Source organism: Agrobacterium sp. 22-3639C2 (assembly GCF_053522105.1).
The window spans coordinates 106,675-121,619 of sequence record NZ_JBNWDB010000008.1; the positions used below are offsets into that span (position 1 = coordinate 106,675).

Annotated in this window: 11 protein-coding genes; 8 read left to right on the plus strand and 3 right to left on the minus strand. The window is 52.1% G+C overall.

Translation table 11 applies throughout. The annotated features are described in order from the left end of the window. The first annotated feature begins 586 nt into the window (after positions 1–586). The 7 genes from ACQZ6D_RS26705 (at position 587) to nos (ending at position 8,428) form a co-directional block, all read left to right on the plus strand. On the plus strand, positions 587–1,705 hold the full coding sequence (locus ACQZ6D_RS26705; protein ID WP_045231690.1) for an NAD(P)/FAD-dependent oxidoreductase: 1,119 nt from the start codon (positions 587–589) through the stop codon (positions 1,703–1,705). Continuing rightward, the gene (locus ACQZ6D_RS26710) at positions 1,702–1,995 is read left to right on the plus strand and encodes a (2Fe-2S)-binding protein (protein ID WP_045231691.1); all 294 of its coding nucleotides are present in this window, start codon (positions 1,702–1,704) and stop codon (positions 1,993–1,995) included. The genes ACQZ6D_RS26705 and ACQZ6D_RS26710 overlap by 4 nt, the downstream gene beginning before the upstream one ends. Further along, on the plus strand, positions 1,992–3,410 hold the full coding sequence (locus ACQZ6D_RS26715; protein WP_045231692.1) for an FAD/NAD(P)-dependent oxidoreductase: 1,419 nt from the start codon (positions 1,992–1,994) through the stop codon (positions 3,408–3,410). The genes ACQZ6D_RS26710 and ACQZ6D_RS26715 overlap by 4 nt, the downstream gene beginning before the upstream one ends. Before the next feature lie 47 nt (positions 3,411–3,457). Then, positions 3,458–4,414 (plus strand): arginase, encoded by a 957-nt coding sequence (gene rocF / locus ACQZ6D_RS26720; protein ID WP_080803215.1) that lies wholly within the window; start codon positions 3,458–3,460, stop codon positions 4,412–4,414. Positions 4,415–4,489: 75 nt separating this feature from the next. Next, positions 4,490–5,572 carry an NAD/NADP octopine/nopaline dehydrogenase family protein gene (locus ACQZ6D_RS26725; protein WP_045231693.1) on the plus strand — a complete coding sequence of 361 codons (1,083 nt, stop codon included), beginning with the start codon at positions 4,490–4,492 and terminating at the stop codon, positions 5,570–5,572. Between the two features lie 47 nt (positions 5,573–5,619). Continuing rightward, positions 5,620–6,684 (plus strand): ornithine cyclodeaminase, encoded by a 1,065-nt coding sequence (locus ACQZ6D_RS26730; protein WP_045231694.1) that lies wholly within the window; start codon positions 5,620–5,622, stop codon positions 6,682–6,684. Between the two features lie 505 nt (positions 6,685–7,189). Beyond that, entirely contained in the window at positions 7,190–8,428 is a 1,239-nt protein-coding gene (gene nos, locus ACQZ6D_RS26735) for a D-nopaline dehydrogenase (protein WP_045231695.1), read from the plus strand. Positions 8,429–8,852: 424 nt separating this feature from the next. On the opposite strand, the gene ACQZ6D_RS26740 is transcribed toward nos, so the two are convergent. Then, positions 8,853–9,548, minus strand: coding sequence for a RolB family protein (locus ACQZ6D_RS26740; protein ID WP_080803222.1), 696 nt, complete (start codon positions 9,546–9,548; stop codon positions 8,853–8,855). A 437-nt stretch (positions 9,549–9,985) separates the two neighbouring features. Between ACQZ6D_RS26740 and ACQZ6D_RS26745 the strand changes: the two genes are divergently transcribed. Further along, entirely contained in the window at positions 9,986–10,618 is a 633-nt protein-coding gene (locus ACQZ6D_RS26745) for a RolB family protein (RefSeq protein ID WP_045231696.1), read from the plus strand. A gap of 499 nt (positions 10,619–11,117) precedes the next feature. Here the strand turns inward: ACQZ6D_RS26745 and ipt are convergent, their stop codons facing one another. Then, positions 11,118–11,837, minus strand: coding sequence for an adenylate dimethylallyltransferase Ipt (gene ipt, locus ACQZ6D_RS26750; protein WP_032489582.1), 720 nt, complete (start codon positions 11,835–11,837; stop codon positions 11,118–11,120). A gap of 702 nt (positions 11,838–12,539) precedes the next feature. Next, positions 12,540–14,807, minus strand: coding sequence for an FAD-dependent oxidoreductase (locus ACQZ6D_RS26755; protein WP_045231697.1), 2,268 nt, complete (start codon positions 14,805–14,807; stop codon positions 12,540–12,542). Between the last annotated feature and the right edge of the window lie 138 nt (positions 14,808–14,945).

A 14,945-nucleotide genomic window follows, 5' to 3' on the forward strand; every position in this document is an offset into this window, starting at 1 on the left:
CTTCTTCAGTTGGTCGGCCTGCGGGGTATTTCGATCTATTCTGATCTGCATGAAACCTGTCTCCGTTCTGGAATGATCATCGCGATATTTCAGCGATGAATACGCTGCTCACTCCGCTTGGAGAATTTGCATATCCCACCGATTGATTGGCAACGGCAATCAATCGGAACGGATGAGACTCGCCTGCTTTATAGAAACTGAGGGCGACGAAGGTGACTGAGATCGCGTCCTGTCGCTCGCGACGGCCCTAGGACCATGCCGCCTTCATAACATTTGAACATCGCCGTATGCCTATTACTACCCTTGTAGCATGGACGGCAACGCCTTATCCCTAAGCTGGAAGGCAAGAATTCCAAGATAGCCAGATCTGCAATCGACCCGCTTCACATGGTGATCATCTGTTCAAGACTGATGAAACCGAAGCAAAGAAGGTCCTCAAAACTTGGCCGTCAAACGGCGACAGCTGGACACACTGTATAGCCGACCGCACGAGGATTGAAGGATGCGTCTGGCTCACTGGGGGCTAATGGCCACGGATCGAACGTTTCGCCCGGGCACGGAAGCCTTCGTATTGTGAGAAGGTTAAATGGATCACGAGTTCGAGACGGCCATTGTTGGCGGCGGCGTAGTGGGCGCCGCAATTGGATACGGGTTAGCCAAGTTGGGGCGCCGGGTGATCATCATCGATGGCGCGGACGATGCGCTGCGTGCGTCCCGAACAAATTTCGGCCTGATCTGGGTTCAAGGCAAGGGCGACGAATATCCTGAATATCATCGCATCACGCGGCAAAGCGCTGAGCTGTGGCCAGGTTTTGCCTCCGAGTTGAAAGAGCTGACCGGTGTCGACGTAGAGTACCGCCGCAACGGTGGTTTGCTCTTTTGTGTGTCGGAAGCTCAGGCGGAAGAAGAAAAAGCCATCGGCGAAAAGATGGCTGCCATTCATCCTGACTATCGTTTCGAGATGCTGGAGCGCTCGCGCCTTGAGCGCATGCTTCCCGACATCCGTCTCGGGCCGAAGGTGTGTTCAGCGTCGTTCAGTCATATGGACGGTGACGTCAATCCTCTCCTGGTCCTTCGCGCTTTGCTGGAGGGATTTGTGCGCCTCGGTGGAACCTTGGTGACGGGCGAACACGTCGACAGCATCGCGCCCACGCTTGGTGGCTTCCGACTGGCAACGGATGGCCTCACGATAGAAGCGGAGCGGGTGATTATTGCAGCGGGAAATGACTCCATGGCTTTTGCCAAGAGCCTGGACCTTCCACTTCTGCTCGTTCCGGAAAAGGGGCAGCTTCTCATCACGGAACGGGTCGCCCCGGTATTTCCTTACGCCGCCAGCGGTATTCGTCAGACTATGACGGGCACGTTTCAGCTCGGCGTTACGAATGAACGTGTGGGCCGGTCTACCGATGTGACAGCTGGCGGCGCACGTCATATCGCCAATCGCGCGATCAGTGTGATGCCTGACGTCGGCGCGTTGCGTGTCATAAGGCAATGGGCGGGACTCCGCGTGCTGACCCCGGATGGGGTGCCGGTCTACGATCGGTCGCGGCGATACCCCGGCATCCATGTCGTCGCATGCCATTCCGGCGTCACCCTTGCCGCTCTGCATGCGGGTCCTTTTGCCGATTGGTTGGCAGCCGATGGAAGGGAGCCATCCTACGACGCTTTCCGCGGCAGCAGATTCAAGATGGGGATCGCGGCGTGACGAGTGAAGTTCTCTTTCCCTCCGGCCCAAGCGTGGAAATCACCATCGACGGTCGAACTGTGACCGCTCGTGATGGGGAGCCTCTGGCCGCCGTCTTTCTGCGTCTGGACGACATCCATACGCGGACCTCCTTTCCTTCCGCCCAGCCCAGGGCGCCCTACTGCATGATGGGCGTCTGTTTCGAATGTATCGTGTACATCGAAGACATCGGCACGATCCGAAGCTGTCAGCAAACGGTTCAAGCCGGCATGAGGGTCGAACGCCATGACCATCCGAAGAGGCTGAAATGAACCCGAATTCGAGCGCCGACCTGTTAATCGTCGGAGCTGGCCCCGCTGGCATGGCCGCCGCGAGGCGAGCTGTGCGCGGCGGCCTATCCGTCGTCTTGCTGGATTCGCAATCACAGCCCGGAGGTCAGATCTGGCGTAATGCCGGCAGCAACGCGACGAGCCCGGTCATAAACGTTCTGGGGGCGGAATATCGACGCGGCATCCGGCAAATCGAAGCATTCCTGGCCAGCGGCGCCGACTACATTCCGGAGGCTCAGGTAAGCAGGCTCAGCCAGGGTTGGACGGTGGAATATGTAAAGGGTGGAGAAATTCGTTCTGTCATGGGACGGCATCTCTTGCTCGCTATGGGCGCACAGGAACGCCCGGTTCCGTTCACCGGCTGGACGCTACCCGGCATCATGACGGTCGGCGCCGCACAGATTCTCCTTAAGACGGCGGGCCAACTGCCACGGGGGCCAGTTGCCGTGGTCGGGAGCGGACCTCTTCCCCTACTATACATGCAGCAGATGCGGCTCGCCGGGACAAAGCCCGTCGCTTATCTCGATACGACCCCTCGGGGTCTCATCAGCCGTTCGCTGCGCGGTTTTCGCGGGGCGCTAAAGGAGCCCGGCCAAATCCTGAAAGGGATTGCCTGGTTACCGCAGTTCAGTGGCGTTCGGCACGTACGCAACGTGGTCAAAATCAGCGCCGAAGGAAGCGGACGACTGGAAACTGTACGGTTCGAAACTTCAAACGGCAGGTCCGACCGATTGGAGGTCAAATCCCTTCTTGTACACGAGGGGCTGGTGCCAAGCCATCAGTTGGCCGTGTCGGTCGGCGCGCAACTGATGTGGGATGTCGGCCAGTCAGCGTTCCGGCTTGAGCGCGACGAGTGGATGAACGCAGGTCCGGACGGACTGTACATAGCCGGGGACGGTGCTCGGATCGGCGGCGCCGTCAATGCCGAGATCGAAGGAGAGATCGCCGCGACCGGTATCCTTCTTCGTGACGGCGCCCTGACGGCCGCTCAGGCGAATACCGAGACAAAACCGCTGAGAGCACAGCATGGCCGGCAAAAGTCGTTCCGGCGATTTCTGGATGGGGCCTACCCGCCGAATATTGCGCGGACCCAGCCGGACGACGAAACGATCGTCTGCCGGTGCGAGGAGTTGAGCGCGGGCGTGTTGAGGGAAGCTGCTGTCCGTGGCGCTTGCCGAGGCCCTAACCAGCTGAAGAGTTTTACACGCGCGGGCATGGGTCCCTGTCAGGGAAGGCAGTGCGGCTACCCGGTGCACGAACTGGTGAAGTCCGTCGCCGGTCTGACCGCTGGCGAGGTCGGCCTGTTCAATCCGCGGCCTCCCTTCGTTCCCTTAACGGTATCGATGCTTGCAGCTCAGCAGGCCGAGGAAGTCGTTTCAGCGTCGATACATGAGTGATCGTTCTGACATCGCCACAGCGTGGTGACCAGATTTGCAGTCAAGAAATGAACGCCTCACGGCGTCGCAAGGAGAATGAGTTGAAGACGTGCCAAATCCCGGGAGCCCCCGTTCAAAGCGGCGCATCCCAACCCGGATGCCTGATGGGGCCTGATGCGTTTCGGACTGCCGGCTTGTCGCGAGCTTTGACGGAACTGGGCTGGGCCGTCACTGATCTCGGAGATGCGACGCCGACGGCGGAGCCCGAAATCAGTCACACCAATTCCGCGGTGAAGAACCTCGATGCTCTGGTGGGATGGACGCGCAGTCTCTCCAAAAAGGCGCTGGAGATGGCCCGCAGCTGCGATCTTCCGGTTTTTCTCGGCGGCGATCACTCAATGTCTGCCGGTACCGTTTCCGGGGAGGCCGAACGAGCGGCCGAACTCGGCAGGGAGCAATTCGTCCTCTGGCTGGACGCGCACCCAGACCTGCATACCCTACACACGACTGCAAGCGGCAATCTTCATGGCACGCCGGTCGCCTACTATACGGGCCAGCCTGGCTTCGAAGGACTACCGCCGCTGGCCGCGCGTGTGGATCCCCGCAACGTATCCATGATGGGAATTCGCTCGGTCGACCCGGAAGAAAGGCGCCGGGTTGCCGAGATCGGTATCGAAGTCTCCGACACGCGGGTTCTGGACGAGCAAGGGGTCATACGCCCGCTGGGCGTCTTTCTTGACCGCGTGAGCAAGGCCAAGGGCAGATTGCACGTCAGCCTCGACGTCGACTTCCTCGATCCCGGGATTGCGCCGGCGGTGGGCACCACGGTTCCGGGCGGGGCGACTTTCCGAGAGGCACACCTCATCATGGAGATGCTCCATGACAGCGGTCTCGTCACCTCGCTCGACCTTGCGGAGCTCAATCCGTTTCTGGACGAGCGAGGGCGCACGGCCCGACTGATGACCGATCTTGCCGCGAGCCTGTTCGGCCGGCGCGTGTTCGACAGGGTGACAACAGCATTTTGACCACCGGGTGTGGCCCGGTGCGATCGAGGTTTGCCTCTCGCATTGAGACAACCCTTCGAAACCAGGAGGAAGAAGATGAAGGTTGGAATCGCCGGAGCAGGATCGATCGGCATTGGGTATGCGGCGTTCCTCTTGCAGAATGGACATGAGCCATTGATCTGGTCGCGTTCACGCGAAAGAACTGCTGCTTTCTCTGCCGGCGCACCGGTGAAGATCACGGGTGCGATCATCACGGAGTTCCACCCGCATATCTGCACGAACGCCCAGGAATTGGCCGAAGCCGATGTGATCGTGCTGGCGCTGCCCGCCTATGGTCACCGCTTTGTTCTCGACGCTCTTCTGCCGCACCTCAGCGCACGTCATTCGGTGATCATCAGCGCCCATCTTTCCTTTGCGGCGCTCTACCTCGCCAAAGGGTTGGCCGAGCGTGGAATCGAGATCCCAATCACGGCATGGAGCACAACTGTGCTGACATGCAAGCTGCGGGAGGCGGATACGTTCAACATCGGCGCCATCCGGGCAAAGGTCGATATGGCGACCGTGCCGGCACGTTTCGCAGGACGGGCGCACGAAACCTGTGTCGCTCTGTTCGGTGATCGCTTCGACGTGAAGGACGATATCCTCACGATCGCATTGAGCAATCTCAATCCCCAGGACCATATGGGCATCGCGCTGTGCAATCTGTCACGTATCGAGCGAGCTGAGGAATGGGGTCAGAACACCAACGTCACGCCTGCCGTCGGCCGCTTCCTTGAGGCGCTCGATCTGGAGAGGCTGGCAATCGCTTCCGCCTTCGGCAAGACGGTCCGATCCACCTTCGATCACTTCCGATTGTCGTTCGACATATCCGGCCAATCCGTTTCGGAAATATCGTCGATCCTGGTCGAGCGCGGAAGCGACCCGGCAGGCCCAAAGAGCGTTGATACTCGCTACGTGCTCGAGGACGTTCCCTTCGGTCTGATCCCGACCCTGCATCTGGCAAAAGCAGCCGGCCTGTCTGCACCCTTGCATGAAAGCGGCGTGCAGATCTTAAGCGCCTGCTACGGACGCGACTTCTCCGAAGAAAACGACCTGCTTCCAGACCTCGGCCCGCTCGATCTGCCCACGCTCAGGAAACGGGTAATCGCCGGGTACGCGATCACGGACGAACCCGTGTGATCCGGGCTCGTCCGACAGTCTATCAAACCAATGAAGGGGGCCAAAAGATGCCCGCAATTGCCAACCTCAACATCGTTCCGTTCATCAGTGTTGAGAACATGATGGACCTGGTGGTCAGCACCGGGGTCGAGAACTTCCTTGTTCAACTGGCCGGCTACATTGAAGAAGATTTCCGGCGCTGGGAAAGCTTCGACAAGATTCCACGCATCGCCTCGCATTCGCGGGACGGCGTGATTGAACTCATGCCGACGAGCGACGGCACCCTCTACGGCTTTAAATACGTCAACGGCCACCCGAAAAACACGAAGTCGGGACGCCAGACGGTGACCGCGTTCGGCGTGCTCTCCGATGTCGATAGCGGCTATCCGCTGCTGCTGTCGGAAATGACAATCCTGACGGCCTTGCGAACGGCCGCAACCTCCGCGATCGCGGCAAAATATCTGGCGCGTAAAGATGCGCGCACGATGGCGCTGATCGGCAACGGTGCCCAGAGCGAGTTCCAGGCGCTCGCCTTCAAGGCGCTGCTCCATATCGATCGGATACGGCTTTACGATATCGACCCGGAGGCAACAGCTCGCTGCAGCCGCAATCTCCAGCGGTTCGGGTTTCAGATCGAGGCGTGCACCTCTGCGGAACAGGCGGTCGAAGGTGCCGATATCATTACGACAGCGACGGCCGACAAGCACAACGCCACGATCCTGAGCGACAATATGATCGGGCCCGGCGTCCACATCAACGGCGTCGGCGGCGACTGCCCAGGCAAGACCGAGATGCACCGCGATATCTTGCTGCGTTCGGATATTTTCGTGGAGTTTCCGCCACAGACCCGGATTGAAGGCGAGATCCAGCAACTCGCGCCAGATCATCCTGTGACGGAACTTTGGCGCGTAATGACTGGCCAGGACGTCGGCCGAAAGAGCGACAAGCAAATCACGCTTTTCGACAGCGTCGGATTTGCGATCGAGGATTTTTCGGCGCTGCGCTACGTCCGCGACCGCGTTGAGGGATCAAGCCACAGCAGCCCACTCGACCTAATAGCCGATCCGGACGAGCCTCGAGATCTCTTTGGAATGTTGCTGCGTCGTCAGGCTTTCCGAACTTTGGGAAGTTGAAGAGATGCCAATAGCGCGTGGACCGTCGAGCATCTAGAACGGGCTCTATGGGGCTTGCACATACAAACGAACGATCGAATGAGTCTTTCACGCTCTTACAAACATACAAATATTCTAATAAATGCTCTTTTCTCTTAGGTTTACCCGCCAATATATCCTGTCAAACACTGGATATTTACAATTGATTACGGAAAATGACAAACCGATCAGGAGCGCAAAATTTAAGGCAGCCACGCTATTGACCGGGGCGATGACGTTGGACAAGCCGTTTTAATTTTGGGATGGATTGAACTTTAAAGTTGAAGGAGCCACTCAGCCGCCGGCTGCTAGAGTTTTAATGAGCTAAGCACGTACGTCAGAAACCACTGTTGGGCGTACAAAAGTCGCCTCAGGTCACTGTCAGCCAGCAAGAGTTTCTTGCCACAACGCAACTGACGTTTGACATAAATTCCTTTCGGAACTCAATCAGATATCTCATATTCTCTCTCAACCAAAATATTCGATAATGGCTCTCGCTTCATCCTCAACTTCTCTACCTGTCCCAGCCGCAGGTCATCATCCGCTTCCCTTGACTGTAGGTGTCCTCGGTTCTGGTCACGCTGGGACTGCATTAGCGGCTTGGTTCGCCTCTCGGCACGTTTCCACGGCTCTGTGGGCACCAGCGGATCATCCAGGATCGATCTCAGCAATCAAAGCCAACGAAGGAGTCGTCACCACCGAGGGAGTGATCAACGGTTCATTTACGGTCTCAGCCTCTGATGATCTGCTCGCAGTTATTCGCTCCAGCCATCTACTGATTATTGTCACCCGTGCGGACGTTCACGACAGCTTCGTCAGTGAACTAGCCAACTTCAACGGTGAACTCGCAGAAAAGGATATTCTCGTCGTCTGCGGCCATGGGTTTTCCATGAAGTACGAGAGGCAGCTGCAATGCAAGCGAATACTCGAGACGGATAATTCGCCCACAACGTCTAAGCTATCGGATAAAAAAAAATGTAAGGTCAACATCAAGGAAATGAAAGCTTCTTTCGGACTGTCGTGTTTCCCAATTCATCGAAATGATGTTGGCGTCATCGATTTACCCGAAGATATCAAGATCATCTTCGCCCAGCTATTTACGGCTAGGATCATCCCCATCCCACCATTGCAGGTGCTGTTCTTTTCCAACTATATCACTCATGCGATTGCCGCTGTTATGAACATCGGAAGATTGCGCGACCCTGTCAATTCCCTTACCAAAAGAGCTGAGCAGTGGCTTCTTGAACTAGACGAGCGAACCCCACGAGCCGAGACGGACTTTTTCTTTTATGGTGAAGGATCCAACACTTACGTTTGCAATGTTCAAGAGCAGGTAGACCAAGAGCGCCGGAAGGTTGCCAAAGCGTGTGGGTTGCATCTCAATTCTCTCTTGCAGGAATGCAATGATGAATATGGCACTAATTATGCGACCCTAAGGGAATATTGCCTCGCACCATCACCTCATAACGTGCATTATGCATGCCCTGACAACATGGAACATCGTTATTTTTCTGAGGAATTATGCTCATTGGAGGATATCGCGGCAATTGCAACTATTACCAAAATCGAGATGCCCCTCACCCGCGCGTTCATCAATATTATTCATGCGGGAAAGGCAAACTTTCCGCCAACTGACAAAACATCCAGCGTGATTGGTAACTTCAGGTCAGGAGACTTGATCCGCTTTGGTGCCACCATACTTGTTAAGGATGAGATGATGAAGTAAAGAAGACGTGCGCCACGCAGTTCGTTCCAACCTCTTGTAATAAAGTTCATAAGTCCGCACCCCTATCACCGTATTGCGATGCATCTAATATAATTTCTGTTGAATTATCATATTTATGTAAAATGTAACGCGTATTTTTCTTATCAAGTGTGTTTTTTGTGCTTTCGACTTTGTTATTTTTATGTTTTCTATATTAATCTAGCAACAAAATAAAGGATGTTAATTTCGTATAAAATCAAATTTTTCCTAGAGGAAATCCCCTCACACAGACATTCTTAACTACTAATTATCACAATCCGGAATTACTTTATATTACAATACAAAAACCCCATGATATAATATAACGTTAAAAACACACTCAAGATTCAGTTAACATTAATATTTGAAAAGCAATACACATCCACAATCAACACTCTGCGCTAATCTAACACCGGAAACAACTACCGTAGGACCACTTAGAAAGCCTCTCAACGCTGACAATCTTCGCATCTGGTACGAGCTTAGGCGACGGCGGAAAGGCCTCACCAAACGCGACAACTTCGCATCTAAACCGTGAACTTGGGATTGGGGCAAGAAACTTGCGCTGATGCATGCCATGGATTTCGAGAAGTGAATAGTTCGTCTTGAAAAACGATACATTCGGCAGGAAAGCGAAAAACGCCTCCACATCCTTCAGGGAAAGCCGAGAGCCAGGTGAGATCTGGTTGTGCCATTTCCATATCGTCTGGGATGTCACTCCGTCGGTGTAAGGCGATTCAGTACAGGCGACAAATCTGGAAGCCGTAGTGCACAAAAATTTTCCGCACTCCACAAACCGATGAATTTCGTCGGAACTACCGTAGACGTACCACAAATCAGTGCCGGGAAGCACTGAATACAAGGTGTCAAAAGAAGGACCCCGCAGACACGGCGCTTCAGAAAAATGCGCTAACCTCCCGTCGGCTGCGCAAACCTTAGTTTTTAGAATTGATTCCTCCAACACTTTCTGAGCACTAGCTAATGTACTATTGATAAACCCTACATATGCGTCCCTAGATTCCCTAAGACGGAAATCTCCCAACGATGAATCAGATACAAATTTGACGTATCTCGGTCGGAACATTGGACGATTGTATTCCATTTCCAACTTGTAATTGAGAAGTAGAAACTTGCCTCAGACGGAACAGATATCTTCTCTGAAATCTGAAATTTGCACCAAGCGCTCTTTAAAAAAGACAAAAATTCGTGCCGACGGTGGCCCACCGAAGAAAAAGTTGGGGCGTAAATGTCAAAAAGCAGTTCGGCGCAGAATTGCCACATTCTGCGATCTAATTACCCAATCCACGACTTTTGGGACAAAAAAGACAAAAAATATGACACATTTAGCGAAAAATGCTCCTGATTGGAGAAATATTTCCACATGCGGCGACTGTTGCGCGCTGATTGCCTGACGAGGCTACCAAGTGCACTCACGAAAATGCTATCGAGTCGGCCACAATCGCTTGCCCATTCACTATAAGAACACGAACCATCACTCCATTTCTGTCACAGCCCCTCGGCAAATCGGCAATATACGAAATGACGGTTCCTACTTGGCAGGTTCGCGATCTTAGACGCATCCTACGAGTTAGTGAGTTGAGGCAACACTTGCGCCAGGCTCGTACCGATTTCAGATCCACCCTGTCACAATTCGTATACTTTAACCGCTCCGTTGTTAACCCAAATGCGTACGATGACGAGTATCTCCTTTCAGACCAGAGGCTCACCTATGTTTACGTCGATGAAGTAACAGCGCAATTGTGTGGTCTCAATCGCCTATTACCGTCCAACTCTCCGGCCTTCGGGACAGTAGCTACCGCAATGCCCCCATGGCTATTGGATCCACAAGAAATGAACGCAATCTTGCAACAGAGTTGCGGTCAAGGAGGCTTCGTTAATTACCACCACGGTCCGAGTACAAACAGCTTTTTTTTGGCGATCCTGATGAGCCAGTTGTTCATACGGATCAGGACTGATGTAATCCGCGGTCAAGGTTATGGTTGGTACGCCAGGCTAGGTAATTATGTTGAGGAAGGAGAGGATAACGAAGGTATCGAAAACGAGGAAGAGGAAGAGGAAGAGGAAGAGGAAGAGGAAACGAGAGAGTTCCAATTATCCGATCTCATTCATTATCCCATTGTCGCATTGGGATCGTGCCATCTCACACGTTAGGTGTCGCGGTTACCAGAAAACTTGATCTATCAACGCGTGCTTTGAATCTTGTTATTTTTCATGTTTCTAATATCATCCAGTACCGAAATAAAATTCGTCATTTTCGTCTCTCGCAATGCAATTAATATGGTCTAAATACAGCAATTGTGGCCCAAACACATATTATTATTACTATTATTAGTCGTGCGTAATTTTATTTATGAAACGTCTCGTTTCAAAACTATGAAAATACAATACAAAATGAAACACGCCCATGAAAAATAAAACATCTACAAATACCAATCGAACATTCCATAATATACTTAATCGTATTTTATTATGCAAAGATAGATCTATCTTTGGCATTGCGTAGCGGCGATGCTGCAGGCGAGCATAGCTGAGATACTCCTGGGCTATACCTTCCACCAACTCGTCCTGCGATTTTTGTCTTCATCGGATAGGGCTGTTCGTCGTTGCCAATCGCAAACATAGCGAATCCCCAGGGCGCCAGGAGATCCTATTACATTCCGAACGGATGACCCTCGAATCCTTCGAAAGCGACTGCGTTAATTGAAGGGAATTCCTGTTCCTGTCGGCGCGCATGGATGAGATACTCCTGAGCGATCCCATGAGCCAACTTATCCTCCATGTCTGCGCCAAGCTGCAATAGCATATCGGGTGTGATCTGGTTTTGGCTAGCAAACAACATGGCGTATCGATACCCATCAATCCCTTCCAGTATGGGCCTCAGCTGAGGCTGATTCCAAAGATGAACCAACTCTTCGATGATAGAAAGGCCTGCAGCGGGGTGCAACATCTGCTTAACTCTGGCCTTGGCCGCTTTCATGAAGGTCTCCTCGTCTGCTAACTTGTGGCGAATAATACGCCAACGAAAATCGTTGCTCCAATAACTGCTCTGCACCATGCACTTGAGCAACGAGATAGATCCTCCCTCAAGAATAAGCCCACCGTGAGCCTCATTATTATAAACCTCCGCGATCAGCCTCTCGTGAGCTTGCTTGGCTGAGATGATACCCTTCACAAGAGGCTGTTCATCAAGGTATAGACGGGTCGTGCCCTTCAGTTCTTCCACTGTTGGTCGTCCGCTTCCGGTTGACAGTTGAGGACAGCATTGGACCCGGTCGAGAGAAAGGACTGGCTGCCCGGTTTGCTGGGCAAGAGCTATCGCGGTCGATGTCTTTCCTGTACAAGTTGGACCGAAAATTAGACGGAGATCCATAAGTGTTTTGCGATATCTTGAATACAAATTGATATTTTTTGGGTTCGAGAAGTGTATCATCACAGGCTGTTATATTGTCTTCCTCGAGATTCCTTATTGAAGAGCAAATGGCTTTAGCGTCTCTCCAAAGGGCAACTTGTTTTTCAACAAAGTGTGGGGCACGGCTGTTTCCTTGAAAGCAATTTGTCACCAACGAAGGCGCCTTTAAGTCAAAATAAGGCTGACTAAATCAGCACTATAGAGGCAGCTATTCATGCCACTTGAGGACGTTTTTCCGCGCTTTACTGCCACTTGTCTGCGCTGATTATCATCATTGCTGGCGAGAGAGTGAAATCGTTTGTAATAGTTGATTAGGTGAGACGTCAAAATAAGGGCGACTATTTCATATTTGACTTAAATATGTCCATATTGTTAGGCACATGTGATAGCAATTCCTTAACAACGGTGTCTATTATTTACTTCTTGCAGTCGTTGTCATTGTGACAAAATCAAAGATATTCTACCGTTGGAATAATATTACCATTCAATAAACGCGACAGTTGATATTTTAACTATACCTCAACATATTACTGCGCACCTCAACATAATGGAGGTTAATAGAATTACAGAAATTTTATTTACACCATCATATTCGTTGTTAAACATCAATATTCATTAATAGCAATTTATAAAACGTGCAATACTTGTAACAGGATACGCAGATTAATTTCTATTGCGGTAGTTATATCTCCTCCAAGAGTGTTCGAGAGGATTGTCCTTTGCTAAAACACCTCCACAATTGTGGATAATTGCACAGACGGCATTACACGCGGTCTGAATAGCGCCCTCCACCCATCCACCGGTAAAGGAACAACTGCAACCCGCCAAGTAAACTCCAGTATCATTAGTCATGTCCAGCGCTTGAAAGAAAAGTTCTTCAGAATAAAAATCCTCGCCACGCCGGTTGAGTTTGAAAGCTCCGCCGGCATTCTCGTCTGTAAGCCAATCATGTTGAACAACATTTTGGTCGTAATCAGCGCAAGCGGGAACTAAATGCCGGGCAAACGCCGGGAACGATTTCGAAATTGCGTCCCGTAGCAGACATAATCGCTCTTTTTTGTCGGGGATCGCCAATAGCTTGTGGGAGTCGTCCTCCCATGTATAACTGATGAGCACCACACCTTTACCGTTCGGATCCTGCGGCTCATAGTCCAGACAATACACTGCTTTTGCGACCCCGTCCATGAGGACACAGGACGGGAGCATATGGTCAAACCAAAATTTACGTTCAGTCAGCAGGAACAATTTTGAAGAGCCCGTCATGTGGCTGTTATCAACGGCTTGGTTCACTGGTGCACGAAAAATGGTGGTATCGGATGTCAGACGATGCCTGAGTTGGATATTTGCGAGTCCAGATGTAACCACCACCTTATCATAAAGTTCAGATATCCCGCTCTTAAGCCTTATCTTTATTTTTGTCTTTTCCTTCTCAACCGCCCTGACTTGAACATGGCGTATACGCTGGCTTACAGACACGCCATTAACCACTTGAGAGGCGATCCGACGTGGAAGTTCTGAGATTCCTTCAGAGCACATCCGCTGATTTTCTTCATATCCGTTTATGACCAAGCGAAGGATCTCAATAAACCCGCTTTCAAAAACTGGACCAAACCCGCCAGATCCTATTCCCATTAGCTTGAATAGGTCCCAATCATGAGGGAAACTCCATGTTTCACCACCGGGAGGATGCGTGCCCAGAAAGATCCTCTCTATCGCTGAAGAGAACGACTCCCTCCCGAAACGGTTCAGCCAAATTTGCCAGGCGTCATGAGCCCGCCTAATGTCCCCTAATTTCAAGGCCTCAGTGATAGCATCAGGCGAAGCCAACACAATATCTCCCTCAAGGAAACCGTCCTTCAAGAACGCATGCCACCCGCTATAAACGCGATGGAACAACTTCGGTGGCTGCTGCCCGGCTTTCCACATGTATCGGCAACCCTCGTAGACCAAGTCAGTGTCGACTGTGCCGGGATTTGGGAACGGCCTCATCGAAGACAGACCGTACCGCTCGAGGAAGAAAAACAAGCACGATGCAGCAGGAGGAAATCGCATCGCCCCCATTTCGGCCACGACGCTCGGAGCGTCCTTGAAAGCATGTGACCAAAGCTTGCCTCCAACCCGATCACCTGCTTCATATATTGTAACATCGTCTACGCCAGCATGAAGCAGTTCGCTTGCCACCACGAGCCCGGAAATGCCAGCCCCAATGACCGCTACTTTTGGCCTGGGAACATCTTCTGGAAAGAAGCCGATCCGCCCACTATCTGAACATTTGTCGAGAAACAATCTGTAGTCGTAGAGCAAGTCGATCGTTGGAAAGGACCCTGCCGAAGCCTTCAGCATCAGGTTTCGACCATAAGCTACCATGTCAAATGGTACTGCCTCTTCAATGATTACGGTAAACCCGGTAACGCTTTTCAACGAGCCTTCTTCGTACGGCGCCATTTGCAGGGTTCGGGAGCGGGCAGTCTCAGAGATTGAAATGGCCACGAAATGACTAAGGTCGCTGGGTGCACATCTTTTACCACTCAGCAAATTCATGGTTTGGAGAAGTTGAGCTCTGGAGATATCCATGCAAGATGGTGCAAGGTCGATGGCAACGAGACCACTCACTCTTGTTCGCACCGAAGCTTCTGGTTCGAGTATCCACCTCAGAATTTCCTCGCCAACATAGATGTAAGCGGAGAGGACTGCGACCCTCTGACCGGCTGAGATCTCCGGAAAGCGACCGTCGGCCAGCCTTTTGCAAGCTAACCCAGCGCGGCACTCGCCGGAAATTTGAGTAATTCTTCTTTCCCTCGAAGCTTCTCGTTCTGAGAAGGCTGCGGCAACGCGGCGGTCCAATTCATCAGGCTTGTCGACCATTATCAGATCCACAATTTTGGTAGAGAAATGATCGCATTGTTTATCAAAAAGAGATGAGGCTGACATTGCTAGGGAAGATTGGTCTTTGTGTAGATAACTAAAGACATCAACCGTTTCTATTTAAGTTGAAAATCGGGGAACATACTGTGCATTGACATCCCAATGGAAAGCGACAATTTTGGCGTTTTTCAATAGAATATTCAC

What these genes read in the sequence shown, in the direction of transcription:
- ipt (WP_032489582.1), bottom strand. Translation starts at nt 11,837, where the DNA reads ATGGATCTCCGTCTAATTTTCGGTCCAACTTGTACAGGAAAGACATCG.
- ACQZ6D_RS26730 (WP_045231694.1), top strand. Translation starts at nt 5,620, where the DNA reads ATGCCCGCAATTGCCAACCTCAACATCGTTCCGTTCATCAGTGTTGAG.
- ACQZ6D_RS26755 (WP_045231697.1), bottom strand. Translation starts at nt 14,807, where the DNA reads ATGTCAGCCTCATCTCTTTTTGATAAACAATGCGATCATTTCTCTACC.
- ACQZ6D_RS26725 (WP_045231693.1), top strand. Translation starts at nt 4,490, where the DNA reads ATGAAGGTTGGAATCGCCGGAGCAGGATCGATCGGCATTGGGTATGCG.
- ACQZ6D_RS26745 (WP_045231696.1), top strand. Translation starts at nt 9,986, where the DNA reads ATGACGGTTCCTACTTGGCAGGTTCGCGATCTTAGACGCATCCTACGA.
- nos (WP_045231695.1), top strand. Translation starts at nt 7,190, where the DNA reads ATGGCTCTCGCTTCATCCTCAACTTCTCTACCTGTCCCAGCCGCAGGT.
- ACQZ6D_RS26715 (WP_045231692.1), top strand. Translation starts at nt 1,992, where the DNA reads ATGAACCCGAATTCGAGCGCCGACCTGTTAATCGTCGGAGCTGGCCCC.
- rocF (WP_080803215.1), top strand. Translation starts at nt 3,458, where the DNA reads ATGAACGCCTCACGGCGTCGCAAGGAGAATGAGTTGAAGACGTGCCAA.
- ACQZ6D_RS26740 (WP_080803222.1), bottom strand. Translation starts at nt 9,548, where the DNA reads ATGGAATACAATCGTCCAATGTTCCGACCGAGATACGTCAAATTTGTA.
- ACQZ6D_RS26705 (WP_045231690.1), top strand. Translation starts at nt 587, where the DNA reads ATGGATCACGAGTTCGAGACGGCCATTGTTGGCGGCGGCGTAGTGGGC.